The 25,864-nt window shown below is 43.3% G+C and carries 21 protein-coding genes and 1 tRNA gene; 14 read left to right on the top strand and 8 right to left on the bottom strand.

Annotated features, from left to right (window positions below; all coding sequences use genetic code 11):
- The first annotated feature begins 124 nt into the window (after window positions 1-124).
- Together ACP7AE_RS10720 and ACP7AE_RS10715 are read left to right on the top strand one after the other, a co-directional pair.
- Window positions 125-1,831 (top strand): ABC transporter permease, encoded by a 1,707-nt coding sequence (locus tag ACP7AE_RS10720; RefSeq protein WP_426242998.1) that lies wholly within the window; start codon window positions 125-127, stop codon window positions 1,829-1,831.
- A 106-nt stretch (window positions 1,832-1,937) separates the two neighbouring features.
- On the top strand, window positions 1,938-3,278 hold the full coding sequence (locus ACP7AE_RS10715) for an ABC transporter ATP-binding protein (protein WP_201539581.1): 1,341 nt from the start codon (window positions 1,938-1,940) through the stop codon (window positions 3,276-3,278).
- 165 nt (window positions 3,279-3,443) lie between these two features.
- Here ACP7AE_RS10715 and ACP7AE_RS10710 read toward each other — a convergent pair whose 3' ends face one another.
- A complete protein-coding gene (locus tag ACP7AE_RS10710; protein ID WP_201539582.1) occupies window positions 3,444-4,316 on the bottom strand; it encodes a methyltransferase domain-containing protein in 873 nt (290 codons plus the stop codon).
- 322 nt (window positions 4,317-4,638) lie between these two features.
- Here ACP7AE_RS10710 and ACP7AE_RS10705 point away from each other — a divergent pair, with 322 nt between their 5' ends.
- The 8 genes from ACP7AE_RS10705 to ACP7AE_RS10670 all read left to right on the top strand — a co-directional run bounded on the left by ACP7AE_RS10705 (window position 4,639) and on the right by ACP7AE_RS10670 (window position 14,723).
- Window positions 4,639-6,336: an alpha/beta hydrolase family protein gene (locus tag ACP7AE_RS10705; RefSeq protein ID WP_201539583.1), complete on the top strand. Its 1,698-nt coding sequence runs from the start codon at window positions 4,639-4,641 to the stop codon at window positions 6,334-6,336.
- Between the two features lie 105 nt (window positions 6,337-6,441).
- A complete protein-coding gene (locus ACP7AE_RS10700) occupies window positions 6,442-6,621 on the top strand; it encodes a hypothetical protein (protein WP_087814632.1) in 180 nt (59 codons plus the stop codon).
- A gap of 305 nt (window positions 6,622-6,926) precedes the next feature.
- The gene (gene gyrA, locus ACP7AE_RS10695) at window positions 6,927-9,746 is read left to right on the top strand and encodes a DNA gyrase subunit A (protein ID WP_201539584.1); all 2,820 of its coding nucleotides are present in this window, start codon (window positions 6,927-6,929) and stop codon (window positions 9,744-9,746) included.
- A 186-nt stretch (window positions 9,747-9,932) separates the two neighbouring features.
- Window positions 9,933-11,003, top strand: a complete 1,071-nt coding sequence (rarD, locus tag ACP7AE_RS10690) for an EamA family transporter RarD (RefSeq protein ID WP_201539585.1) — start codon at window positions 9,933-9,935, stop codon at window positions 11,001-11,003.
- Window positions 11,004-11,245: 242 nt separating this feature from the next.
- The gene (gene rarD / locus ACP7AE_RS10685; RefSeq protein WP_426242995.1) at window positions 11,246-12,316 is read left to right on the top strand and encodes an EamA family transporter RarD; all 1,071 of its coding nucleotides are present in this window, start codon (window positions 11,246-11,248) and stop codon (window positions 12,314-12,316) included.
- Window positions 12,317-12,531: 215 nt separating this feature from the next.
- A complete protein-coding gene (locus ACP7AE_RS10680) occupies window positions 12,532-13,200 on the top strand; it encodes a glutathione S-transferase (protein ID WP_201539586.1) in 669 nt (222 codons plus the stop codon).
- Between the two features lie 93 nt (window positions 13,201-13,293).
- Window positions 13,294-13,563 (top strand): hypothetical protein, encoded by a 270-nt coding sequence (locus tag ACP7AE_RS10675; protein ID WP_201539587.1) that lies wholly within the window; start codon window positions 13,294-13,296, stop codon window positions 13,561-13,563.
- A 32-nt stretch (window positions 13,564-13,595) separates the two neighbouring features.
- On the top strand, window positions 13,596-14,723 hold the full coding sequence (locus ACP7AE_RS10670; RefSeq protein ID WP_201539588.1) for a ribonuclease Z: 1,128 nt from the start codon (window positions 13,596-13,598) through the stop codon (window positions 14,721-14,723).
- A 39-nt stretch (window positions 14,724-14,762) separates the two neighbouring features.
- Here the strand turns inward: ACP7AE_RS10670 and ACP7AE_RS10665 are convergent, their stop codons facing one another.
- Window positions 14,763-15,725: an ATP-binding protein gene (locus ACP7AE_RS10665; RefSeq protein ID WP_201539589.1), complete on the bottom strand. Its 963-nt coding sequence runs from the start codon at window positions 15,723-15,725 to the stop codon at window positions 14,763-14,765.
- A gap of 69 nt (window positions 15,726-15,794) precedes the next feature.
- Between ACP7AE_RS10665 and ACP7AE_RS10660 the strand changes: the two genes are divergently transcribed.
- Window positions 15,795-16,820, top strand: a complete 1,026-nt coding sequence (locus ACP7AE_RS10660) for a protein kinase domain-containing protein (protein ID WP_201539590.1) — start codon at window positions 15,795-15,797, stop codon at window positions 16,818-16,820.
- Between the two features lie 86 nt (window positions 16,821-16,906).
- Here ACP7AE_RS10660 and ACP7AE_RS10655 read toward each other — a convergent pair whose 3' ends face one another.
- The 6 genes from ACP7AE_RS10655 to ACP7AE_RS10630 all read right to left on the bottom strand — a co-directional run bounded on the left by ACP7AE_RS10655 (window position 16,907) and on the right by ACP7AE_RS10630 (window position 22,236).
- Complete coding sequence (locus tag ACP7AE_RS10655) at window positions 16,907-17,332, bottom strand: hypothetical protein (protein WP_060490678.1); 426 nt, start codon at window positions 17,330-17,332, stop codon at window positions 16,907-16,909.
- Window positions 17,329-17,859 carry a hypothetical protein gene (locus tag ACP7AE_RS10650; protein WP_426242991.1) on the bottom strand — a complete coding sequence of 177 codons (531 nt, stop codon included), beginning with the start codon at window positions 17,857-17,859 and terminating at the stop codon, window positions 17,329-17,331. The genes ACP7AE_RS10655 and ACP7AE_RS10650 overlap by 4 nt, the downstream gene beginning before the upstream one ends.
- Before the next feature lie 11 nt (window positions 17,860-17,870).
- A complete protein-coding gene (locus ACP7AE_RS10645; RefSeq protein WP_201539591.1) occupies window positions 17,871-18,266 on the bottom strand; it encodes an outer membrane protein assembly factor BamE in 396 nt (131 codons plus the stop codon).
- A gap of 341 nt (window positions 18,267-18,607) precedes the next feature.
- Window positions 18,608-18,692 (bottom strand) — tRNA-Leu (locus ACP7AE_RS10640).
- A gap of 215 nt (window positions 18,693-18,907) precedes the next feature.
- Window positions 18,908-20,746: a sigma 54-interacting transcriptional regulator gene (locus tag ACP7AE_RS10635; RefSeq protein WP_426242988.1), complete on the bottom strand. Its 1,839-nt coding sequence runs from the start codon at window positions 20,744-20,746 to the stop codon at window positions 18,908-18,910.
- A gap of 83 nt (window positions 20,747-20,829) precedes the next feature.
- A complete protein-coding gene (locus ACP7AE_RS10630) occupies window positions 20,830-22,236 on the bottom strand; it encodes a two-component system sensor histidine kinase NtrB (protein ID WP_426242986.1) in 1,407 nt (468 codons plus the stop codon).
- A 135-nt stretch (window positions 22,237-22,371) separates the two neighbouring features.
- Between ACP7AE_RS10630 and rimO the strand changes: the two genes are divergently transcribed.
- The 3 genes from rimO to frr all read left to right on the top strand — a co-directional run bounded on the left by rimO (window position 22,372) and on the right by frr (window position 25,639).
- Window positions 22,372-23,976 carry a 30S ribosomal protein S12 methylthiotransferase RimO gene (rimO, locus tag ACP7AE_RS10625; protein ID WP_426242984.1) on the top strand — a complete coding sequence of 535 codons (1,605 nt, stop codon included), beginning with the start codon at window positions 22,372-22,374 and terminating at the stop codon, window positions 23,974-23,976.
- Between the two features lie 228 nt (window positions 23,977-24,204).
- Window positions 24,205-24,930 (top strand): UMP kinase, encoded by a 726-nt coding sequence (gene pyrH, locus ACP7AE_RS10620; RefSeq protein WP_045444979.1) that lies wholly within the window; start codon window positions 24,205-24,207, stop codon window positions 24,928-24,930.
- Between the two features lie 154 nt (window positions 24,931-25,084).
- Window positions 25,085-25,639 (top strand): ribosome recycling factor, encoded by a 555-nt coding sequence (gene frr, locus ACP7AE_RS10615; RefSeq protein ID WP_045451790.1) that lies wholly within the window; start codon window positions 25,085-25,087, stop codon window positions 25,637-25,639.
- Window positions 25,640-25,864: the final 225 nt, after the last annotated feature.

Raw genomic sequence — 25,864 nt, 5'->3', positions numbered from 1 at the left:
GAGTATCAAGCTTGATAGGCTAAATGATAGTGTTTATATTCAAAGCAGACAGTGTTTTTAACTGTATTTTTGAGTTTGGTATAATGTTATAAGGTCTTTATGCGTATGACACGGTAATAATGATATGATCAAAACGCCAGACGCGTCTGTACGTCAAAACGATACAGTCAATGATAGTGCTCATGCCAACAATATGGATAATCATAATATTGATGGCAAGCAGACTGTCAGCCAAGACCACGCCGTCCGTAAACGTATTATCTCAAAATCAGTCTTAGGACTGATTTCGTCGTTTATGCTTTTGCCAATTTTGATTGTGTTGCTATCTTGGACGCAGCCAATTGCCGATATCTGGACGCACATGGCAGATTATGTGCTGCCGCAAGTGCTTAAAAATACCGCGATTTTATTGCTGATGGTAACGGTCGTGTCTGGCACTATTGGCACCGCGCTTGCTTGGGTAACCAGTATGTACCGCTTCCCTGGACAGCGATTTTTTTCGTGGGCGCTGATGTTACCGCTGGCGATACCCGCTTATGTATTAGCATTTGTCACTATTGGTATTGTTGATTTTAGTGGACCATTACAGACAGGTTTGCGCGACCTAGGCTTTGATGCAGCGATTCCTTCGATCCGTAATGTCTGGGGAGCAGGTTTGGTATTGTCCCTAGCATTTTATCCCTATGTCTATTTGCTGGCGCGTCAAGCGTTCCTATCGCAAGGCAGGCGTGCGATTGAAGCGGGACAAATGCTGGGCTTAAGCCGTAGCCGCGTGTTTTTTCGGTTGGCATTACCACAAGCATTGCCATGGATTATTGGCGGACTATTGCTTGCCAGTATGGAAACCTTGGCAGACTTTGGTGCCGTATCAGTCTTTAATGTTGATACCTTTACCACGGCTATTTACAAAGCATGGTTTGGCTTCTTTAGTTTGACCACTGCGGCACAATTGGCGGCTTTGCTCATCGGTGTGATCTTTATTGTGGTATTGTTTGAGCAGTATTGGCAAACCAAGCGCGGCAATAATGTGACTCAAGGCAGCAGTCAGCGTTTTGATGCCAGCACGCCTGCGAAATTGGGCATGACATTGCTGTGTACCTTGGTGTTTGCTGGCGCTTTTTTAATCCCATTTTTGCAGCTCATCTACTGGACGGCATTGAATTTTCGCCAAGATTTTGATGCGCGCTATATTGATTTTGTGACCAATAGCCTCATGATTGCTAGCATGACCACGATTTTTATTGCCTTTTTGGCGATTATCATTGCGTGGATTAAGCGGCAGTATCCTGATAAATTGACCAAGCTCATGACTACTTTGGCAAATTTGGGTTATGTGGTGCCGGGTACAGTATTGGCAGTGGGCATATTTATCCCAATTGCTTGGCTAGACAACCAAATGATTGCCTTTGGGATTACCACGCAGCAAGTACTATCAGGCAGTGTGATTGTGATGCTATTGGCATTATCGACGCGTTTTATGACGGTGAGTTTTCAGCCAGTTGATCGACAGCTACAGCGACTAACGGTCAATCAAGAAGCGGCTGCTAAATTATTGAGTGACAGTCCTTATCAGCGCTGGCGGCAAGTGATGTTGCCTGTCATTAGTCCAGGAATATTGACTGGACTATTGATGGGGTTTGTTGAAGTCATGAAAGAGATGCCGATTACGTTAATGACGCGTCGCCAAGGCTGGGATACACTGGCGGTGCGGGTGTTTGAGATGACCAGCGAAGGCATGTGGGGACGAGCTGCGTTGCCTAGTTTATTGATTGTGCTGGTTGGGCTGTTGCCTGTTTGGATATTATTGCGTCAAAGCGATAAGCAAGGTTAAGGTGTTTTTAGAGTCAATCTGCATTATCCGATAACGCTCCACTTTATGATTGTTTTCACTGTTTTATCTATGGGTTTTATTTATTAATAGCTAACTGGTACCGTCTATGTACACTGATTCAATGAAAGGCTCAGCAGACTCTAAATCAATTAATGCCAAGGCAATAAAGGCCAAGGCAAGGCTGGAGCATATAAAAAAATTACCAGTTGCTCAAGTTAAGACGCCGCCCGCCCAGCCTAGTAAGTCTTTAGAAAAAAGCAGTGCTTTTAGCCAAGATGTTGAGACAAATACGGCTACTAGTCCTTATTTTAGTGTGCAAGATTTAATCGTCGGTTATGACGATACGATTATCGTCAATGGTTTGTCATTGGAATTGAAGCAAGGCGAGATTGGTTGCTTTTTGGGTTATAGCGGCTGCGGCAAGACCACGGCACTAAGAGCGATTGCAGGGTTGGAACAAAGCCGGGATGGTACGGTTCTCTTAAACAATCAATGTCTTACTGATAAAACTGACCGCAACTCATATGCAGTCGCACCCGCCAAACGCGGTATGGGCATGGTGTTTCAGGACTATGCGTTATTTGGGCATTTGAGCGTGGCAAAAAACATCGCTTTTGGTCTGAATAAATGGTCGGCCGCTGACAAAAAAGCCCGTGTCGCTGAGATGCTAGAGCTGGTTGAATTGTCTGAGCATGCTGACAAACGTCCAAATGAGCTGTCAGGTGGCCAACAGCAGCGGGTGGCATTAGCCCGTGCATTAGCGCCTAAGCCAAAACTATTACTACTTGATGAGCCGTTTTCTAATCTAGATGTGGTGCTACGTGAATCATTGGCAATGAATGTTCGTGATATTCTTAAACGCACCAATACCACGGCAATACTGGTCACTCATGATCAAAACGAAGCTTTTGCACTGGCTGATAAAGTGGGAGTGATGCATAAAGGTAAACTGGTACAGTGGGCAACCCCAAGCGAGCTATATCATGAGCCAATCAGTCCTTTTGTCGCTGAGTTTGTCGGCGAAGGTGCGATGATAGATGGCATCATCAAAGAAGGCCATGTTGAGACGGCATTAGGCGATATCTATCGACGTATGGAAGTATGCGATGAGTCAGGGTATCCACAGTATTGCGAGTATGATTATCCTAACGGCACACCGATTAAGGTGCTGGTGCGCCCTGATGATATCATTCATGACGATGAGAGCACACAAACCGCTTTAGTCGTTGGACGCGTATTTCGCGGTGCCAACTATTTATATCGCTTGCAACTTGACGACGGGCAGACGGTACTGTCTTTAGTCGCCAGTCACCATAATCACGAGATTGGATCGCAGATTGGTATTTTACCTATCCTAGAGCATGTCGTGGTATTTGATGAAAAAGACATCAATGCGACGACTTGGTCAGAGTATGATAGGTCAGAGAGAGTTGATGAGACAGAGTAGTCTTCATAGTCGAAGCATGTCGCAGCATTTATAAGTGATTAGGGAATTAACCTCGCGACATGCACACAGTATGCTATTGACGCTTGGCTGCCTTGTATCTACTTTAAACTGCGGCGACTATATTAATTCATGTTTACGTCAAACAACAGGTGCTTGCACTTAAGCTTATCGTGTCGCCAATATGTGCAAATAACGTCCCAACCATTTATACGGCTCTAATTGCGAGTAGCGCAGCTCCATGCGTATCACGGCCTCTGGGTCATTGTGTCCACCACGCTTAAGCGGGGTATAATCATGGAATACGCGCAGACCGCTGGTGCGTATGGTCTGATAATGATGCGCAGTCAACCAAGATTCGACTTCTTCTTTGGCAACAGGATGGTTGGGCGTGAGGCTTTTTTTGTTGTCCGCCTTATATTCTGTATTATCGAGTAAGTTAAAATTCCCCATGATCAGATTGCGATAATCAAAGCTTGCTGGGTTATAAAAGCATAAAGATAGCGCACCATTATCCGCTAATTGCTGATCAAAAAAGTCCATAACGCCAGCGGGCTCTGCCAACCATTCAAGCAGCGCATGACACATGATTAAATCAAACTTTTCACTATTTTCTGTACCCAACTTTTCTGGCAGCTCCTGATAAGGGCAAACGTACCATGTGATATCGAGATTTTCGTCTATCTGCGCGGCACTCGCTTTCGCTTTTTCTAGCATATTAGCTGAGATATCATTGATGACCAATGTATGACCTTGAGCTGCAAGCTCTATTGCAATCTGTGCCAGCCCTGCACCCACATCCAAAATACGTAAAGGTCGCCCAAGGCTTTCACTCATTTGCGCGCTATATTCAAAGATATCACGGCGTAGCACCGCCAATCGAATATCGCCTTTTAAGCCACCGTAGACCTTTTTTTCAAAATGATCCGCAATCGCCTCGAAGCTACGATCGGCACGTATATCGCCTGATGCGTCGATTGGTTGTGTCAGATCAACCGATTGGTTGTCATGTTCTTTGGTACTTTCATTATTGGTTTGCATAAAGCGCTATCTGTATTAGGGTGGTATTTTGGAACATCGTACAACAAAGACAAAATCTAAGCTAGGTTTGACAATAATACTAATTTTACCATAGCGTCAAAGATGCCATTAAATACCTGTTTTCCAGTAGCTTTTCACAATATTTTACGGTATAAGTAGTAAGGTTTAAGAAACAATTATTGAGTAAGTTTTATTGAAAATATTTGATACTTCACTGTATTCGATAAAAACCAATCGATAAAAAGAGTCTGCCATACTGAATTTTTTTATTGTCAAGGACTCTCAGCAAACGTCTGATCTACCACCGCTAAGGACAGCAACCATGATCGTATCTAAATCTACTACCGCTGTAAATAACAAATCATCTAGCAGTACCCATCAATCAGTATCCATTACGACGAGCAAGCCTGTGATGCTGCGCTGCCTATTATCCGTCGCTATTGCCAGTAGCTTGCTACTCGTCGGTTGTGGCGATGACAATGACTTTGATGCTGTCATAGGCTCTGACTCTGCGACGTCAGTTAAATCAATCAGCTCATTTAACACCGCGCAAATAAATACCCAGTTTGGTCTTGATGGTACGGCAACCCCTGATGCCAAATGCGATATCAAAATCGAAAAAGTCAGCTATCCGACAGTAGGAGCCGCGGGTGAGCGTACCAACGCGACAGCAGCTTTGATGCTACCAAGTGGCGACAGTGCTGACTGTCAAGGCGATCGACCTATCTTGCTGTATGCCCATGGTACAACTACGGACAAAGGCTACGATTTTAGTCAAGTCGCTAATCCTCAAAATCCAGCCGCTGGTGAGTCGACATTAATCGCTGCCAACTTTGCCGCTCAAGGCTACATCGTCGTTGCACCAAACTATGCTGGTTACGATGAGTCTGATCTTGATTACCATCCATACCTTGTGGCTGAACAACAAGCCACTGACATGGCTGATGCGTTAGACAGTGCCCGTACCATCATTGCAAGACAACAGCGCGCTAATGATCCTGACTACACCAACCTTGATGACTCTGGTAAGTTATTCATCAGTGGTTACTCACAGGGCGGGCATGTGGCGATGGCAACTGCAAGAATGTTCGAGAAAAATGATGAGCCTGTCACTGCCATTGCACCTTTATCAGGGCCTTATGCACTGGCAGCGTTCGGTGATGCAATATTTTCGGGTAACGTCAATATCGGCGCATCGCGTTTTGCACCGCTACTGGCATCTGGTCTCCAAAATGCGTATGGCAATGTCTATAACAATACTGCTGATATATTCACTGCCAATTATGCAAACACACAATTACCAAGTTTATTGAGCTTTGGTGAGTTGGTCGCTGCTAATAAACTGCCCGATAATGCGCTGTTTGAAAAAGATCCTGAAAACAATCCTACGCTTGATCTTCTACCAGCGCCTACCGTTCCCTTTGCCTCTATTGGCTTCGCGGATGATAACTATCTGATCAAAACAGACTTCCGTACCGCTTATGTCGCAGATGCATTACAGAACCCTGATAGCCTAATCGCGATGACAGGAGCATTACCAGCAGCCAATCCACAAAACAACTTACGAAAAGCCTTAAAAGCCAATGATCTACGTGGGTATGTACCAAAAATGCCAACTCTTTTATGTGGTGGCAATCAAGATCCAACGGTTTTTTATGACCTAAATACCAGTTCAATGGCCGCTATTATTCAAGGGAGTGTCGCACAAAATCCAGCCCTTACCCTTACCGTTAACGTGACAGTATTAGATGTTGATGCGACGACAGCTAATGATCGTCCTAATACTCCTAATGTTCAACTTATTGGACAGGCGTCCATGAACCAATGGAATATTAATTCTGTGGTAACAAGTGTTCAAAGTAACTTTGTTCAAAATCTTCAACGCGTAGTAGCTGCAGGAGCACAGCAAGGCATACCTGCAAGCGTTGCTGTATTGGGCAACTATCACGGCGGTCTGGTCAGTACGGCTTGTACGCAAGCCACACGTGAGTTCTTTAATCAGGAATTTAAACCTGCTTAATAGAGGTCATTTTAACCATAAAAAATAGCCTGACTATCGAAAAAACTGTATCCACTGGATACAGTTTTTTCATGAATATCATTTAATCATCAATAAGAGAAAAATATGAAATCGATAATATTATCACTAATTGCCTGTGTCTTTATCATAGCTCCGATCAGTCAAGCACAGGCTAAGAATACACCTTGTTCAGGCAAAATGGGCGGCGTATCTCACTGCTCAAAAGATGGTAAATTTGTTTGCAAAAATGGCAAAATCAGTCAATCAAAACAAGTATGTCGTTAAAGTTGTTTTTACCCTTGTTATTAGAGTGAAAAAAACCGCTAATCAGCTGTTTTGCTTAATTTTAATAACAGCCAGACGCCCCTAAATCAGCAAATTTGTGCTAAAATAGCTTCTTTAATTGAACATTATTTTTAACAAAAACCGTATCACTATTTTCCTATTGTTTTGCACCTTTGACAGTGCTTTTTTAGGGTCACTATTCTGATAGTAGCTGCGCATTGATGCAGCTATATTTTTGTATAACCCATGAGTATCTTGAACAAACGTGTCAACATTAGAAAAACAATGTGAGTGAAGGAGTGTATATGAGCGAATCGGTCAGTCCTATTGGCATCGTAGAGGAACTAAAGCAATCCTATCTGGATTATGCGATGAGCGTGATTGTCTCGCGTGCGCTGCCTGATGTGCGTGATGGGTTCAAACCTGTACACCGCCGTGTGATGTACGCCATGCACGTGCTATCTAACGACTATAATAAGCCATATAAGAAGTCTGCACGTGTCGTCGGCGATGTCATTGGTAAATATCACCCACATGGCGATAGTGCGGTCTATGATGCTATTGTGCGGATGGCGCAGGATTTTAGTTTGCGTTATCCGATGGTTGACGGTCAAGGTAACTTTGGTTCGATCGATGATGATCCTCCGGCTGCCATGCGTTATACCGAAGTACGTATGACCAAGCTTACGCATCAGATGCTTGCTGATTTAGACAAAGACACAGTTGATTGGGAAGACAACTACGATGGTTCTGAGCGTATGCCTAGCGTCATGCCCGCGCGTGTTCCAAACTTACTAATTAATGGTGCGACTGGTATTGCTGTTGGTATGGCGACTAATATGGCACCGCACAACCTGACAGAAGTGATTAATGCTTGTTTGGCTTATGCCGAAAACCCGCAAGTATCAGCTGAAGAGTTGATGTCACACATCTCAGGTCCTGACTTTCCTACAGGCGGTATCATTTATGGTCGCGCTGGTATTTTAGATGCTTATCGCACGGGTAAAGGTCGTTTGCACATCCGTGGTCGCTATCATATTGAAGCCATGAGTGATACGGGTGTCAACCGCGATCGTGAGCGTATTGTCTTTACCGAAGTACCTTATCAATCTAATAAAGCCAAAATGATTGAGCGTATCGCAGAACTCGTACGTGATAAAAAGATTGAAGGTATTAGCGAGATTCGTGATGAATCTGACAAAGATGGTATGCGTATCGCCATTGATTTGCGTCGTGGTGAGACAGCTGAAGTTATCGTTAATAACTTGTTCTTGCAAACGCCGCTCGAATCAAGCTTTAGTATCAATATGGTGGCGCTTGATAATGGTCAGCCGAAATTACTGACTTTGCGTCAGCTGATTGCCGCCTTTGTACGTCATCGCCAAGAAGTGGTGACACGCCGTACGATTTATGAGTTAAACAAAGCACGCGTACGTGGTCATTTGCTCGAAGGTTTGACTGTTGCGTTAGCCAATATCGACGAGATTATTGCAACAATTAAAGCCTCTGCAAACCGCGGTTTGGCACGTGAAAGCTTATTAAATAATACGTGGGGTTCAGGTAGCGTGGTGGCGATGCTTACCGCTGCTGGTAGTCAATCTGTGCGTCCTGACTATATCGAAGGCGAAGATCCTAAAGCACCATTTGGCTTGATTGAGGGCGAAGAACGTTATCGCTTATCACTTGAGCAGGTCAACGCAATTTTAGATATGCAGTTGCATCGTCTAACGGGTCTTGAGCAAGACAAGTTGACCGAAGAATATCAGGATTTGCTACGTGAAATCGCTCATTTAGAGTCTATTCTTGGTGATTTTGATAAGCTAATGACCATTATATCCAATGAGATGATTGAGATTCGTGATAACTTTGGTGATGAGCGCCGTACCGATATTATTGACTCACGTACTGACTTTAACCGTGAAGATTTGATTCCTGAACAGACGGTTGTCATGACGGTCTCGCGTACTGGTTATGCAAAAACTCAGCCGATTGATGATTATGTCGCGCAAAAACGTGGCGGTAAGGGCAAGTCTGCAACGGCAATGAAAGAAGATGATGTGATTGATCATTTGGTGGTGACCTCAACGCACGCTACCGTATTATGCTTCACGGATAGCGGTCGTGTCTTTAGCTTACGTGGTTTTGAAGTGCCGATTGCCAGTCGCGGGGCTCGTGGTCGTCCATTAGTGAATTTAATTGGCTTAAATCCTGATGAAACGGTCACTACGATACTACCGATTCCAAAAATAGTGGAAGAGCTATCGGTAAAAGGTGAAGCGTTAACAGAGGCTCTAATAGATGGGGATGATGATCTATTAGACGACAGCACGCAAGCAGAGCCACCTTTTGTGTTCTTTGCAACTGCCAATGGTACGGTGAAGCGGGTAGAGCTTAAGCAGTTTGCCAATATTCGCTCGAACGGCTTGATTGCGGTTGGACTAGAAGAGGGCGATAAGCTGGTCAGTGCTCGTATCACTAATGGTAGCCAAGAAGTGATGTTGTTTGCATCCAGTGGTAAAGCCATTCGTTTTGATGAAAATGATGCGCGTGTGATGGGTCGTACGGCTAAAGGTGTCCGTGGTATGCGTTTGGCGGCTAATGAGTCGATAAAATCATTGGTTGTGATCGAAGATGATGTACGCGAAATCCTTATTGCTTGTGAAAACGGCTTTGGTAAACGTACCTTTATCGATGAGTTCAATACCCAAAATCGTGGCGGCGGCGGTGTAATTGCCATCAAAACCAGTGAGCGTAATGGTGCGCTAGTAAGAGCCACTAAGGTTGACTCTACAGACGATATTATTTTAATCTCTGACAAAGGTACGTTGGTTCGTACGCCCGTTGAGCATGTTGCTAGCTCTGGTCGTAATACGCAAGGTGTGACGCTGATTCGTCTATCAAAAGACGAGAAGCTGGTCGCTATGGCGCGTGTTGAGCATGAAGAAGGTGACGATGAGCTGGTTGATGCCATGAGAGAAGATGGTACATTTGATGTGGCAGGTCAAGAGCAGATAGATATTGATGCGGAGACTGGCAACACAGCAACGAATGACGTTATGGATATTGCTACTGACAATGAATTAGATGTTGACAGTACAGACGGTGAAAACGCAGGCGACGAATAAATGTCTCAGTAGTTAGCTTTTTGATCTAGTCTTATATGATTGTTCTATAAAAAGCCTCTGACGTTATCGTCGGAGGCTTTTATTTTTTTCTGTACGTCATCTATTGTTAGAGTCTGCTTTTAAGTTTCCGCTGCTCTAATTTTTTATAAATAATGCCCATAAAGTTCTATTTTTAAGGCTGTTGTTATGCTCTCGACCAATCAAACTTTTCAAGGAACCCTTGCTTCGATATCATCGAGTTTTTTATTTTCGATGATGTTTGTGTTTGGGCTATTTATGCTGCCTTTGACAGGTACGCAGGTAGCCTCATGGCGCGTGCTCATGATGCTGCTAAGTTTGCTATTGTTGGTCAGTTTTACCAAGCAATGGCAACATGTTTTTGATTATTTGAAAACCTTAAAAACTCCGAAAGAGTGGCTGATATTTATTTTGCCCACACCGATTTTGGGTGTTCAAATTTGGCTATTTATGTGGGCACCAGTCAATGGCTTTGGTCTGGATGTCACCTTGGGCTATTTTTTATTACCGCTGGTGATGATAGTGCTGGGTCGTTTCTTTTATCACGAGCATATGAGTGCGTTACAGTGGGTGGCCGCGCTATGTGCAGCCTTAGGTATTGGCTATGATATCTTTCAATATGGCTCAGTATCTTGGGTAACGTTGTTTGTGTGCTTGGGCTATCCACCCTATTATCTATTGCGGCGTAAACTGGCTGTGCCGCCTATCACAGGGCTGTTGTCTGACTTGGCTTTGTTAACGCCAGTGGTGCTCATTATGTTGTATTTTAGCGGCGGCTTTAGTACGGCAGCACAGGACATCAAGTTCTGGTATTTATTACCACTGCTAGGAGCCTTTAGTGCGCTGGCGATGTCCTTAACCATGATTGCCAGTAGCAAATTACCTGTGTCATTATTTGGGGCGTTAAGCTATGTCGAGCCTATGCTGCTGTTTGTTTTATCTATCACCGTTCTAAGTCAAAGCCTCGATGAAGGCGGCTCTTTATTCATGTATGGTATGGTAAGTTTGGCGTTACTGGTGATGATTGCTGATAGTATAAAAGGTTATCTTAAGCGCCGCCGTGACAATCATTTGCATGGCTATCGAGAGCCACAAGTGGGTGGGTTTCCGCCGCGTCGTCGTTTCATAGATCAGCGTATTGATGGGGTTTTAACCGCGCATCGTTTTCGCAAGATTCGGCGCTATCAAAAAAAGATGGATAGAATACAGCAAAAAATCGAGCAGTTGAGTGCAAAGTAAGATACTGAATGAATAGGCGCACGCTTTAGTGAAGCAGGTGTATTGCTTATCTATTCTGACTTTGACATAATACTGACCATAAGATAAACACGATATATTCCAAGTATTTATCTCAATCTTATATGATAATGTTGTAGATAACAGAGTTTATAGATCAAAAAGCCTTCGACGTCCGCGTCGGAGGCTTTTGTTTTTTTTCTAAAATTGCCAAGGACGTGCGCTCATTTTTCAAGGTTGTCGTTATGCTCACCACGAATCAAACGTCGCAGGGTACCATCGCTGCAGTGGCAGCAAATTTTTTATATTCATTGCTATTCTTATTTGGTCTATTGATGCAGCCGTTGTCAGGCACGCAAGTCTCTTCTTGGCGCGTATTGATGATGCTATTGAGTCTGGTGCTGCTGATTAGTGTGCTGAAGCAGTGGCAGCATATTTTTGATTATTTAAAAACCCTAAAGACGCCAAAAGAATGGTTTTTATTTATCATACCCACACCAATATTGGGCGCGCAAATCTGGATATTTATGTGGGCACCTGTCAATGATTTAGGGCTTGAGGTGACATTGGGTTACTTTTTATATCCAATGATTATGATTATGGTTGGTCGGTTTTTTTATAACGAAGACATGAGCTTGTTACAATGGATTGCCACCATTTGCGCAGGCGCAGGTATTGCCTATGATGTCTTTCAGTACGGCAGTATTTCTTGGGCGACTTTATTTGTTTGCTTGGGTTATCCGCCTTATTATCTACTGCGTCGTAAATTGGCTGTGCCGCCGATCACAGGGCTTATCTCTGACCTTGTTTTATTGACGCCAGTGGTGTTGATTGCTTTATATCTCAATGGCGGGTTTGCGCTGGCGATATCTACCGATAAGTTTTGGTATCTGTTGCCACTATTAGGCATTATCAGTACGGCTGCGATGTCGTTGACCATGGTTGCCAGTCAAAAGCTGCCCGTCTCATTATTTGGCACCTTATGCTACCTTGAGCCGATATTTTTATTTATATTTTCCATCACGATTTTGCATCAAAGTATCGATGAGGGCGGCTCTTTATTTATGTACGGCATGATTTTTGTCGCGCTGTTGATGATGATTGTGGATAGTGCGCTTGGTTACTTGGCGCGTAAGCGTGATGACCGTTTGCATGGTTATAATGAGCCACAAGTGGGTAGCTTCCCGCCACGTCGCCGTCTGAAAAACCGCCGTATTAAAGGTGTGTTAACCGCGCATCGTTTCCGCAAAATTAGAAAGTATCAGCAAAAAATACATAAGATGACACGCAAAATTGAAGAGCTGCATTCAAAGTAGCGCCTGCCAGCAAGTCGATCTAGACTTGACTTAGCGGGCAGTATTTTTCGTCATTACTCTACACAGTTTCTGTGTTAAAGAGGCATTAATTACGCTATTATCGATAGCATTGCTGCCACGCTTAACAACGTTTATTAATGGAATGCGTGGCACCAACTATACATATTACGACTTATTCATACGATAACTTATTCACATTATAACTAGGATGGTTTATGTTACACCTTCATCATTTAGCAAATTCGCGCTCATTTCGTATTATTTGGCTGTTAGAAGAGCTTGGCGTCGATTATCAATTGACTTGCTATGAGCGCAATAAAGCATACCGTGCGCCTGACAGTTTAAAAAAAATACATCCGCTCGGTCATGCACCCATGTTAGAAGTAAATGACCGTGTGCTCATCGAATCAGGTTTTATTATCGAATACTTGTTGAAGCATTATGATAGAGAGAAACAGTTCAAGCCTGCGGATGATAATGAAGCGGCGTGGGAGGCTTACACGTTTTGGTTACATTTCGCTGAAGCATCAGTGATGCCGCCATTGGTCATGCGTTTGGTATTTAACAAAGTGGTTGGGCAGTCGCCCATGCTGATCAAGCCTGTGAGCAAAAGCATTCGCAATCAAGTCGAAAAAAATATGATAAGCAAAAGTCTAGATGCTATATTGGCGATGATAGAGCAGCATTTGCAAGACAATCATTGGTTTGCTGGGGCTGAATTTAGTGCCGCTGATATCCAAATGCATCTTGCGGTTGTAGGTGCTAATGCTGGTACAGGATTAGATAGCAGTAAATATGCCAATATCTTAATTTGGCTAAAACGCTGTGAAGAGCGTGATGCCTTTAAGCGTGCAGAAGAAAAGGGTGGTCGTTTGCAGTTCTAAAAGCGTCGCATTTAATCGTTAATAAATGACTGATTTAATATTAAAATGAAGGGTTTTGTTTATTCATAAACAAAACCTTTTTTAGGATAAGAAATGACAGACTTAAATAAATTGAATAACAAGCATACTGATGTCGATACTGGCATTGCTGCTAAGCCTGCGCTTGATACGACTGCTGACAATGTGAACCATCAGCAGGTCTCCATTAAAGCATGGTCACAAAAATTGCTCGTGGTTATATTGTGTATTGCCAGCTTTTATGGCGGCTGGAAATCTTATGAGTCAAATATGGTCAGTGAATGTACGGCCAATGGTGGGCAGATGGTTGCAGCGCAAAAAACCATGATGTGCCAATTGTCATAGCAGATAAGTATCATGTGTAAGAGAAGTAATCTATGTTGAAGCTGACTTTTTTGGGTACCTCTGCCGGTGTGCCAACCAAACAGCGCAATGTGACCGCACTGGCGATTGAATGTCTGAATCCTTATTTATCTGGGTTACAGCAGGGCATTCGTCAACAGAATGCCAATCAAAATAAAAAATCGCGTCCATGGCTACTGATAGATTGCGGTGAAGGCACACAGCAGCAGCTATTGCATACCAAGCTCTCTTTGCATCAACTAGCCGCTATCTGTATCACCCATGTGCATGGCGATCATTGCTACGGGTTACCAGGGTTATTGGCGAGTGCCGCCATGTCAGAACGCCGTGATCCGCTGACCCTCATTGCCCCAAAAGCAATCGCGACATTGCTCGAAGCCATTACCTTAACCACGGAATTGTATTTACCCTTTACTCTTAATTTTATAGCGATTGAAGAGGTGCTATCTGAGCAACGTGATACAAGCAAGGTGAATATCCGATTAAGCGACCAGCATCAGCTTGATATTGATATCACGTTGCTAGCACATCGGGTTGCTTCTCATGCATTTGGTATCACGCAGACTATCCATCATCGCACGCTTGATACGGACAAACTGCTGGCACAAGGTATTCCTGCAAGCGCACTATGGGGTAAATTGCAGCAAGGTCACGATGTCATCACTGAAGAGGGTCAGCAATTATGTGCAGGTGATTATGTCAATGATGAACTATCACGAACGCGAGTAGTGGTGGCTGGTGATAACGATACGCCAGCGTGTCTCACTGCGGCGTTGGTTGATACGGATTTATTGGTGCATGAAGCGACATATACGCATGAGGTATTGACTAAGATTCAAGCCAAAAATCCAGAGTTTGATCCAATGCATAGTAGTGCGCAATTGGTGGCGGATTTTGTAGAAAACAGTGGTGTAAACAATCTAATATTGACCCATTTTAGCGCGCGTTATCAGGGTTTTGAGAATCCTAATAGCAAAACGCCAAATATGGCATACATTCGTCTAGATGCTGAGAGCGTTTACAAAGGTAATCTATGGCTAGCCGCAGATTTTGACCAATACATGGTCGATGGTGCGGTTGATGTGGCAGGTATTAAAGAAAATAACCGCGTACAATATTTGGGTTCTGCACGCGGTCGTTAAGTACTGAGCGTCATCATAAAAATAACTTTTAATGAAGCTTTACGATGGACTGTCTTCAGCTGTTAATCGTGTCTGTCCTATCCAGTGGCGGCTAAACTGATACGCCACTCGTCCTGAACGTCCACCGCGCTCTGATGCCCAACGTAGCGCTGCTGCTCTGATGTTATCAGGTAACGTCTTATTTTTTTCTTCATTATTACTTTCTTTAACGTCATTCGCATTATCTAGATGGCGGTTTGGCGAAAGTGATAAATAATGGCGCACGATGTGTAAATAGGTATTTTGATCCATTGGATGAAAGGACAACCAAAGCCCAAAGCGATCAGACAGCGATACCGTCTCATCAATGGTTTCATAAGGATTGACCTCATCGGTTTGACCATTATAAATATTGACATTGTCTTTCATTAGCTGAGGCAATAGATGACGGCGATTACTGGTCGCATAAACCAACAACTTGTCTTGCTCTGAGTCTAGCGAGCCGTCCAATACGCTTTTTAACGTCCGATAACTCTCGTCTTGACCGTTAAATGCTAAGTCATCACAGTACACCACATAGTGACAACCACACTCGGTCGGCAGTGCATTAATGACGGCGCGTATCTTATCAAGCACTCGCAGGTCATCACGGGCAATTTCAATAATGCGTAATCCTTCACTATGATAGGCTTGTAGCAATGCCCGAATCAGCGATGATTTGCCAGCACCACGTGTCCCTGTCATCAAGACATGATTGGCAGGATAGCCCTTTAGAAATTGTCGTGTGTTTTGTACCAGTTTTGCCTTTTGCGTATCGATACCATGCAAATCATCTAAACTTAAAAATAAGTTCACTGCCAATGGCTCCAAATGTCCATTATGACCACCGACCCAGCGATAGGCGAGCTGTGCAGGATCAATCTCGATAGTGGGCGTGACTTGCTCTTGTAAATACTGTCCAAGTAAATCCAATAAATGGTCGGGTAGGGCGTAATTCTTAACAGGCTTAGTGGATTGGGGCATAATACTCAGTCGCTCATAAAAATTAAAATAACGTGTGGCATACTAGACGTATAAAGGCTTCACTTTACCATGAAACATAATGCCAGTAATTCCTCTAATGCAAAAGCGTGTGCAAAACAAGCATTACAAATGCAAGCACAGCAAATGTTGCCAACATTGACTGCGTTATTCTCAAGCCTGAATTATAACGATATTTCGCATCAACGACTCAGCCAGCAAAGTAACAATAATAACGAGAATGACTACCAAGGCTTGACGCGTGCCCAGCATCTACAGTTTGGTCGAGTGATGATTAAATGGCAGTTAACGGCTGCTAGCAATCAAAATTTGGCGGGCTTAACCCATGAAATCGGTATTCTAAAATCTATCAATAATTTATCAGCCAATCAAAAGAGATTTCAAGACAGTCTTTTTGCTATTGCTCCGCCAATGCTCGCTTATGAAACTTTAAGGGTACAGGTATTAGATCCGTTTTCGCAGCTGACGATACTTACCATGCCATATTATCTCAGTGGTAGCTTAGCAACTCAGCTTAATATTCGAAATCATTCGTTATTAAATTCTCAACGAAAGCATCATTTTATGGTGCAATCTGCGCACCTTATCGCTACTCTACATAGCGCTGGTTGGCTACATAATGATATTAAGCCCAGTAATATTTTGCTAGATGATTTTTTGCCAAATCATGCGGATGATAGCTGTATCAAGGCTGATTTATTGTTAAACGATTTTGCCTTAGCTAAGCCAATTAGTAAATCAATAGAGACTAGTCTTGCTGGTACACCAGCGTATCTTGCCCCTGAACGCTGGCAAAGTAAGAGTCAGAGTGCGACAGTGCAAAGTGATATCTATGCGTTTGGTATTATGATGGTTGAAATACTAACAGGCAAGCGACCGTTTCAGATATGTGCTAACAGTAATGACAAATTAAAAGCATGGGCGATTCAGCATTGCCAACAGCCTATTCCAACCTTACCGTTAGAATATAGTCACTATCAAGGTATCATTAATAAAGCATTGGCAAAGCGGGTGGAGAGAAGGTATCAGAGTATGGAAGAGGTGTTGAAGAGTTTAGAGCAATTACGAATTTACTAAGAGTACAGTTTTATGTGGAAGGAGTTAAATAAAAAACCCACTATTTAGTGAGTTTTTTTTATTTTTAATGGTTAGGATATTATGTTTTACTCTACAGCATTATCTGATAAGAAAAGCGACTTCGATAAAGATGAGAAGAAATCTTGATATATTTTAGGATTCTCAATTGGCTTTAGGTTGTACTGAGCGTTAGCTCTAACGATTACAGACTTGCTAGAAGAAGACGGTCTCGCGGTTACAGTCATTCTAACCTTGTTGCCATTATACAATCTCGTCGCTGAAACAGTACCAAGGTCGGTATCAGCCTTATCAATTACAAAGCTCAAATCCTGTAACGTTGATATGACATTTCTAACAACTACAGTTTTATCACTAGTATCAAAAGATCTAGTTTGCATACTACGTAATTCTACTTGATTGTCAGCGCCTAAAATTCTGGCATCATGAGTTGTAGCGCAACCAGTAATCAAAGTTAGACAAGCTGCGAATAAAGCTATTTTTAATGTATTCATATTTTTTGAGCCTCTAAGAATACTGATTTAGATAGTTTGTTAAAGAATTCAGCATATAGCTCTTCTGTTTTCATTGTTTCGGCTTTGGTTACCTGTCCTTGTGTATTCGTCACAATGCGTTGAAAAGTAGCTCTAGCTAAATAACCATTTTTATTGTTTTTAGACGGTAATGTTACGAAACTAACTTTTATCTGTTGCTGGCTATCAATCGACATGTTTCCGCCACCAAGTACCGCTAGTAATACAGCACCCGCTATCTGCGCATTGTTAGTAGCATCTACAGTTTTAGATGCGGTCACAACACCTGATTTTGTCTCTGTTTCATCTATTGAATATCCCATGTCTTGTAACACAGCTAACCCAGCCGAAAGAAGCTCTACCTCGTTGCTTGTTTCAAAAAATCTCGATTGCATTTGTCGATCTTGTAATGAGGTCTCTGCTACTTGAAATAAGTTTTCTGGTGGAGTGGTTGCACAGCCTGTTATTCCTAAGGCACAAGCAACAAATATATATTTCAGTTTTTTCATTTAGCTGGCCTTTAGAATTTTGAGGAATGGTATGCAAAGTCTCTTACCAAGTTTTGCTCATCAAATTTTATTATGATAGTCAGCGTTCTTTGTGATCTAGACGATGCTCCTGAGCTAGTCTGGCCACCAGCTAAAACAGCAAATACCCAGCCTGTACTTGATGACTGCACGGTATCTGTTGCTACCTTATCGTAAACCCAAACTTCTCTTCTTTTGTCGTCAGTAGAAACCATATTTGGTGAGCCAAGCGCCTGCAACACATCTGCGCCACTCATTCCAACTTTAATCTGTTTTTGAACAACCCCTACAGAGATGTTTCCATTGTTTTGGACTTGGGCAGCATGCTCAGATGCTGAAACACAACCAACCAATGATAGGGCAGCCAACAAGGCAACTATAGTTTTCATTATCTTTCCTTTTGGACTATCAATAAACTTAACTCTTTTATTTAAGTATGATGTTTATAGAATATCTCATACCTAAGCCTGTCAAGGGTAATGTAAACAAAAAGTTAACTAATGTAAACAATTAGTCGTTAGTATTACTAATTAATTATAAATATTGTTTTATTGTAATTATTAGATGGGTGTGGGTTTTTATTCCAAAATACTAATCTGGTATTAAAGAAAAGCGAAGGAGATCTGAATTAGTTTTGAAGTGAGTGTTTGTTTTCCGACAAAATACAGACACAAAAAAACCTGCTAAAAAGCAGGCTTTGATATTTGGTCTAAGATGTACTATCCGAAAATGGTGGGGCTGGAGAGACTCGAACTCTCACACCTTGCGGCGCCAGAACCTAAATCTGGTGCGTCTACCAATTCCGCCACAGCCCCATTTTCCGTTACTCTATCATTATTAGCGTTTAAACTCAAACACAATATAGACAGTTAACTGATTCGGTAGTGCGTCTCAGTGGTTGGCTATTATATAGAGTTTGAAACGTTTGGCAACCCCTATTTGCAATTATTTTTAAATATTTATCATTTATTTTCACTTATTTTTATAAGCTATTGATATGAATGGTATTCATGTTTATGAGTTTGCGCCTTTAATAACGATTATTTTGCCCTTCTGCTGAAGAAATATCTAATTGCTGTAATTTACGTGTCAGGGTATTGCGCCCCCAACCGAGTAAATTAGCAGCAGCGATCTTTTTGCCACCACTATGGTTGAGCGCTGCCGTCAATAAAACGCGTTCAAACTCAGGGGTTGCCGTCTGCAAGATATCGGTTTCTCCTGTTTGTAGAGATTGCTCAGCCCAAGCAGCCAATGCTTGTTGCCAACTTGAACGGTGGGAATGAGGGCGTATTTGCTCATTGTGAGTCATAGCTTGTGTAGGCTGACTTTGCTCTTGATACGCTTCTAAATCAGACGAGATATTTTCAAGCAGCTCTGGTGGCAAATCATCCACCATCACGGTGTCGCCTGTGGCCATCACCGTCAACCAAAGGCAGACATTCTCAAGTTGGCGGACATTGCCACGCCACTCAAAAGCCTGCATGATGTGTAGCGCTGTCGGATGCAGCTGTTTCTCTGCACTGTTCATCTGTTCAGCAGCCCGCTGCATAAAGTAATGGGCTAATGCTGGAATGTCTTCAGGTCGTGTCCGTAATGGCGGCAACGGCAAGCGAATTACATTGAGGCGATAAAACAGATCTTCACGGAATTTGCCTTGTTTGACCAGTTCTTCTAAGTTTTGATGAGTAGCGGCAATGATGCGTACATTCACTTTGACCGGCTGCTGTCCACCGACGCGAAAAAACTCACCATTGGCCAGTACTCGTAGCAGCCGAGTTTGGGTGCTATAAGGCATATCGCCAATTTCATCTAGAAATAATGTCCCACCATCCGCTTGCTCAAAACGCCCTTGTCGCGTCGTCGTCGCACCAGTAAACGCCCCTTTTTCGTGACCGAATAATTCAGATTCAATCAAATCATGTGGAATGGCGGCCATATTTAGGGCAATAAAAGGTTGCTGGTGACGCGGTGAATGCTGGTGCAGCGCACTGGCGACCAACTCTTTACCCGTGCCTGATTCACCAGTAATCAGGACAGTAATGGGTGAGTGTGCCAGTCTGCCAATGGCACGAAACACCGTCTGCATCGCTTGTGATTGCCCAATGATGCCGCTCGGATTGTCATTAGCACTGATGGCAGGTTTAACTTTAATTTTAGGGCTGGATGTTTTATTGGTTTGGCTGATCAGAGTAGCCTTGCTAGCAAGCTTGGATCTGGTATTGGGTTTTACCTTGATATTTGGTAAAGTATCTGATGAATTTTTGGTAACGGTCTTCGGAGTAGGTTCAGGAGTAGAGTTTGCTGCCGCCGCTGCCAGCATATTGGGCTGATAATTAATGGCTTTATAAATCGTGACGACTGCATCATCTAAGTCAAAAGGTTTTGGCAGATATTCAAAAGCACCTGTTTGATAGCTATTAATAGCAGAGGTGAGGTCAGAATGCGCCGTCATAATGACAATAGGCAGCTTAGGGAAATGCTCATGTACCCAGTCACTAAAAGACAACCCGTCCATCATGGGCATACGAATATCAGTCAATATCACATCGGGCAACTGAGCGGCTGATTCCTGCTGTTGCAAAATATCGTTGAGGCGTGTCCACGCCGCTTGCGCTTGGGTAAAGCTGATAACCGTCAATCCTGCGTCTTCAAAAGTATCTGCCAACACCAAACGCAGGGCTGCATCGTCATCGATGAGCCATAACGTTGCAGGGTTAGTATTAGGTGCATTATTGACCGTTACTTTTGTAGCTTGGTTATCAGGTTCTCGTTTATCAGACTCTCGGTTACTAGACTCTTGATTGTCTGATGTTTGGGCAGAGCCTTGATTGTCGCTGTTAGATGTGGCGTGGTCATTATATGCAGTCATTTATCAGGCCTAATAAGCAAGTGATTCAGGGTGATTGTTTCATAGGTTAGGTCATGGTTTCTAAGCCTTGGGTACTGGCTATTTTAAGCATGGTGCGCTGGCTGATTGAAAGGCAAGTACAGCGTAAAACTGGTGTGTTGGTGGTTGTAGTCATTTTTGACACTGTCGTTAAGGTTTTTTGATTGTTGGGAGCTCACGTCAATCATACCATGGTGATGACTGATGATATCTTGCACGATAGACAATCCTAGCCCCGTCCCTGCGGCACGGCTGGTCACCATTGGGAAAAATATCTGTCCGATCAATGCTGGATCAATGCCTGAACCGTTATCGGTAATGTTGATTTGTAGCACTTGCTTGTGCTGTTGCCCAGCAATGGTATGTTGAAAGGCAATGCGGGTTTGAATGTGCAGTGTTGGCTTATAACTGGTGCTGTCCTTATTACTCGTTTGTGAAGTGACAGGTTGTTGCACCTTAGGCTCGGACAACTCTCTTTGCTGCAGCGTTTGCTCAAACTCAGTCATCGATTCACAGGCATTATTAATCAGATTTAAAAACACTTGTATCAGCTGATCTTTATCAGCGCATAACTCAGGCAATGACAAGTCATAATCGCGCTGTAGCGTCACTTGCGGATATTGATTGACGACCAAAGATAAAACATGCTCCAGTGGCTCATGGATATTTAGCGTTTGCCAATTTGGTAATTGATTGGAGCCAAGGAATTTCCCAATAAGATGGGTTAGACGGTCCGTTTCTGAGATGATGATATCAGTATAATTGCGCAGTTTTTCAGCCGTTTTTTGCAGATGGCTATTCGGGTTTACCATAGGGTTTGTGCCAAGAATAGCAGGAGGAGCACTATTAAGAGGCGAGGCGTCACTGAATTTGATGAATTGCCGCTGTAATAATTGCGCCGCCCCGCGAATACCGGCAAGCGGATTTTTGATTTCATGAGCGACCGAGCGCAGCATATGACGGGCAACATTATATTGTTGCTGCTGGCGTTGTTCCTCTGATATGCGACTTTGGCGATCCTTGCCCCACATCTCAATAATAAAATAAGGTTGCTGCTCATAAATGACAGGGGTCACGCTATAATCGACTGAGAATGATAAATTACCATTTAGCGGTGTGCTGATAAGGTGATCATGATCGATAAAGGGTTGTTGATACTGCTTTGCTTGCTGAAATCGTTCTTTTAAAGAGCAAGTTTGTTCATGGATATCTTCACCACTACTTTTATCGACAGTTATATGGTTATCACTGTCATGATTGCTATCGGCTGATTTCAATGCTTTGGATGCAAGCAGTGTCAATATAGACTGACCCAGTAAGCGTCCACTACTAATAGCAAGTAGTTGTTCGGCTTGGGCATTTAGCCAAGTGATCGATAAATCATCATTGATCCATAAAATAGCGGTGAACAAATGCTGTGACATGAATGCTAAGTCAGGTGTCGGTTTTACGGTTGTCAAATGGGTTGTCATGGCTATTGCCTAGAATAAAAGAAGACGCGATATAATATTTAACCATAAATCAACACTATAGAGCGGCAAAACTGGCGATTTTTGCAAAAAAAACGTACAATGCGCACAGCCAATTTATCTCTAGCAAGGTCAGCCATGCCCAACACTTCTACCGAGTCGGTTAATACGACTGTTACTACCTCACCGTCAACTTCTACGCCAACAGATTCTATGTTAAAAGACACTGTCACCGTTTTTAATCCTGCCAAACCAAATATAGCACAAGACAATCAGGCAGATGTTAGTCAAGCAAATACTAACCAACCTTACCATCATAGAGCCAATCACAATCAAAACCGTAGCATTGAGCAAAGTAGTGATGTAACGACTGCCAATGCGACTGCTACGATGCCAGTTAGTGCAGCGCCAAAGATTGGATTTGTGTCGCTTGGTTGTCCAAAAGCCTTGGTCGATAGTGAGCGCATTATCACTGAGCTTAGCCGTGATGGTTATCAAGTGGCGAGTGATTACGAAGGTGCAGATCTAGTTGTCGTGAATACTTGCGGTTTTATTGAGTCAGCAGTACAAGAGTCGCTTGATGCCATCGGCGAAGCGATTAGCAAAAACGGTAAAGTCATCGTCACAGGTTGCTTGGGTAAAGAAGCAGATAAAATCCGTGAAATGCATCCCGCTGTATTGGCAGTAACTGGCGCTCATGCTTATGATGAGGTCATTAGAGCCGTTTCGCTGCATGTGCCCAAGCCTGACCGCAGTCAGGACGCTGGTTATGATCCAAAGATAGATTTGATTAATGAGGCGGGTATCAAATTGACCCCAAGCCATTATGCTTATCTAAAAATATCAGAAGGTTGCAACCATCGTTGTACTTTCTGCATCATTCCAAGCTTACGTGGAGACTTGGTTTCACGTCCGATTGACAGTGTGATGAATGAAGCGCTGGCGCTGAAAAATGCTGGCGTGAAAGAATTGCTTATTATTTCGCAAGATACCTCTGCTTATGGACTGGATTTGAAATATAAGACCAGTTTTTGGAATGGCATGCCGCTGAAGTCGAAGTTTTATGACTTGTGCCAAGCCTTAAATGATTTAGGCATTTGGGTGCGCTTGCATTATGTCTATCCATATCCGCATGTCGATAAAGTGGTTGAGCTAATGGGCGAGAAGAAGCTACTGCCTTATCTCGACATTCCGTTTCAACATGCCAGCCATCGCATCCTAAAAGCGATGAAACGCCCAGCGCATAGCGAAAACACCTTGGCGCGTATCCATGCATGGCGTGAGATTTGCCCTGATATCGTCATTCGCTCAACCTTCGTTGTTGGCTTCCCTGGCGAGACAGAAGAAGATTTCCAATGCTTGCTTGATTGGTTAGTAGAAGCTCGCCTTGATCGTGTTGGCGCATTTACCTATTCAGAAGTCGAAGGCGCAGTGGCTAATGACCTGCCAAATCATGTGCCAGAAGAGATTAAGCAAGAGCGCTATGAGCGTTTGATGACGCTGCAACAAGACATCTCAGCGCAAAAGCTACAAGAGAAAGTCGGCAAAACCTTGATGGTATTGGTCGACGAAATTGATAGTGAAGAGGGCATTGCTATTTGTCGTAGCTATGCTGACGCACCAGAGATTGACGGTCATGTCTACGTTGATGAGATTACCGCTCAAGTTAAAGTCGGACAATTCCTAACGGTGACGATTGACGACGCTAGCGAATATGATTTGTTTGCCAGTTACAAAGGCTAAGCAGTCACTGTAGCTGATTAGTCACTGTAATAGACGCATGAAAATTGCCCAATCGCGGGCAGTTTTTGCTACAATTAGCGCAATTTAGCCTTTTTACACGTTTGTCATCAGTTGCGGTGCTTCCTATATAATACCTCGGTGATGACACTTCGAGTAAATTCGAAGGCAAACTCTATTTGTGTTTTACCGCTCATTTTAATTATAATTTAATGCTAACAAGGTGACCTCATGTCTGACAAAAACCCGCGTTACTCTCGTATCTTGCTGAAACTCTCTGGTGAAGCCTTAGCTGGTGGCAAAGAGATGGGAATTGATAGCGAAGTGCTCGATAAGATGAGCTTGTCTATCGCCCATTTGCGTGGTCTTGGTGTTCAAGTCGGTATCGTGGTCGGCGGCGGTAACTTATATCGCGGCGCGCAGTTGCAACAAGAAGGCTTAGTCGGTCGTGTGACTGGTGATCAAATGGGTATGTTAGCAACCGTTATGAACGGTCTGGCGATGCGTGATGCGCTTGAGCGCCGCAATATTAAAACCCGCTTGATGTCAGCCTTGCCAATCGGTGAAGTGACCGAAAGCTATAGCAGCCGTAATGCCATTCGCTATCTCAAAAATGGCGAAGTATGTATCTTTGTTGCTGGTACGGGCAACCCTTTCTTTACCACTGATACTGCTGCTTGCTTACGTGGTATTGAAATTGAAGCGGGCTTAATTCTAAAAGCCACCAAAGTAGATGGCGTTTATGACAAAGACCCAAGCTTACATGACGATGCAGTTAAATATGATGGTTTAACTTTTGATGAAGTATTAGAGCAAAAGCTTGGCGTGATGGATTTAACTGCCATTGCCTTGTGCCGTGAGCACAACGTGCCGTTACAAGTGTTTGATATGACCAAGCCTAATGCGTTATTAAATGTCATCATGGGCGAAAATGAAGGCACACGCGTTTATCACTGACTTGCCTGAACGCTCTAAATATTAATACGAGAATACCAGTCATTAAACTTAGATTGGTCGTTAATAACTACCAGTCGCTAATAATTAATAGTGAACACCCGTATATTTACTAACAAATGAATGATTTATCGACAGCGATAAATAAGGATATCTAATGATCAAAGAGATTAAGCAAGACGGCGAAGCGCGTATGCAAAAAACACTGGAAGCGCTTGAGAGCACTTTTAGCAAAGTCCGTACAGGGCGCGCACATCCAGGTATGTTGTCAGGCGTGATGGTTAGCTATTACGGGTCGCCTACACCTTTGAATCAAGTGGCGAGTGTCAACGTTGAAGACTCACGTACGCTCATGGTTCAGCCGTTTGACCGTACCATGGTACAAGCAATTGACAAGGCCATTCGCGAAGCAGATTTGGGTCTCAACCCAGTGACCGCCGATGTGATTCGTGTACCGATGCCAGCATTGACAGAAGAAACACGCCGCGACATGCAAAAGCTTGCGCGTGGAGAAGCAGAAAGTAGCCGTGTTTCTATCCGTAATATTCGCCGTGACATGATGAATGACATCAAAGAATTGGCCAAAGAAAAAGAGATCTCAGAAGACGACGAGCGCCGCGCGAGTGATGATATTCAAAAAATCACTGACAAGTATATCGAAACCATCGATAAACGTTTGAGCAAAAAAGAAACTGACTTGATGGACGTATAAAGCACTGGTTTTTCGATTATTTTAGAAAAAATCCGTTATGTCATATCCTTATAATAAGCAGCCAATCTGTCAGTACTATTGGCTGCTTATTATTGTGTAGACGGTACCGATAATAGCGTCAATGTTATATCAATCGGATACGGCAATAGGCTTGCTCAGATTTGTAAACTGTATTTTATAAGCGTTATCTTGCAAACTAAATCACGCCCATAGATGGGTTTATGA

It is taken from the genome of Psychrobacter sp. TWP2-1-2 (genome assembly GCF_049896785.1).
In the GTDB taxonomy this organism is placed as follows: domain Bacteria; phylum Pseudomonadota; class Gammaproteobacteria; order Pseudomonadales; family Moraxellaceae; genus Psychrobacter.
The sequence above is the reverse complement of the archived record's forward strand: the minus strand, read 5'-3'. Positions and strand labels throughout refer to the sequence as shown.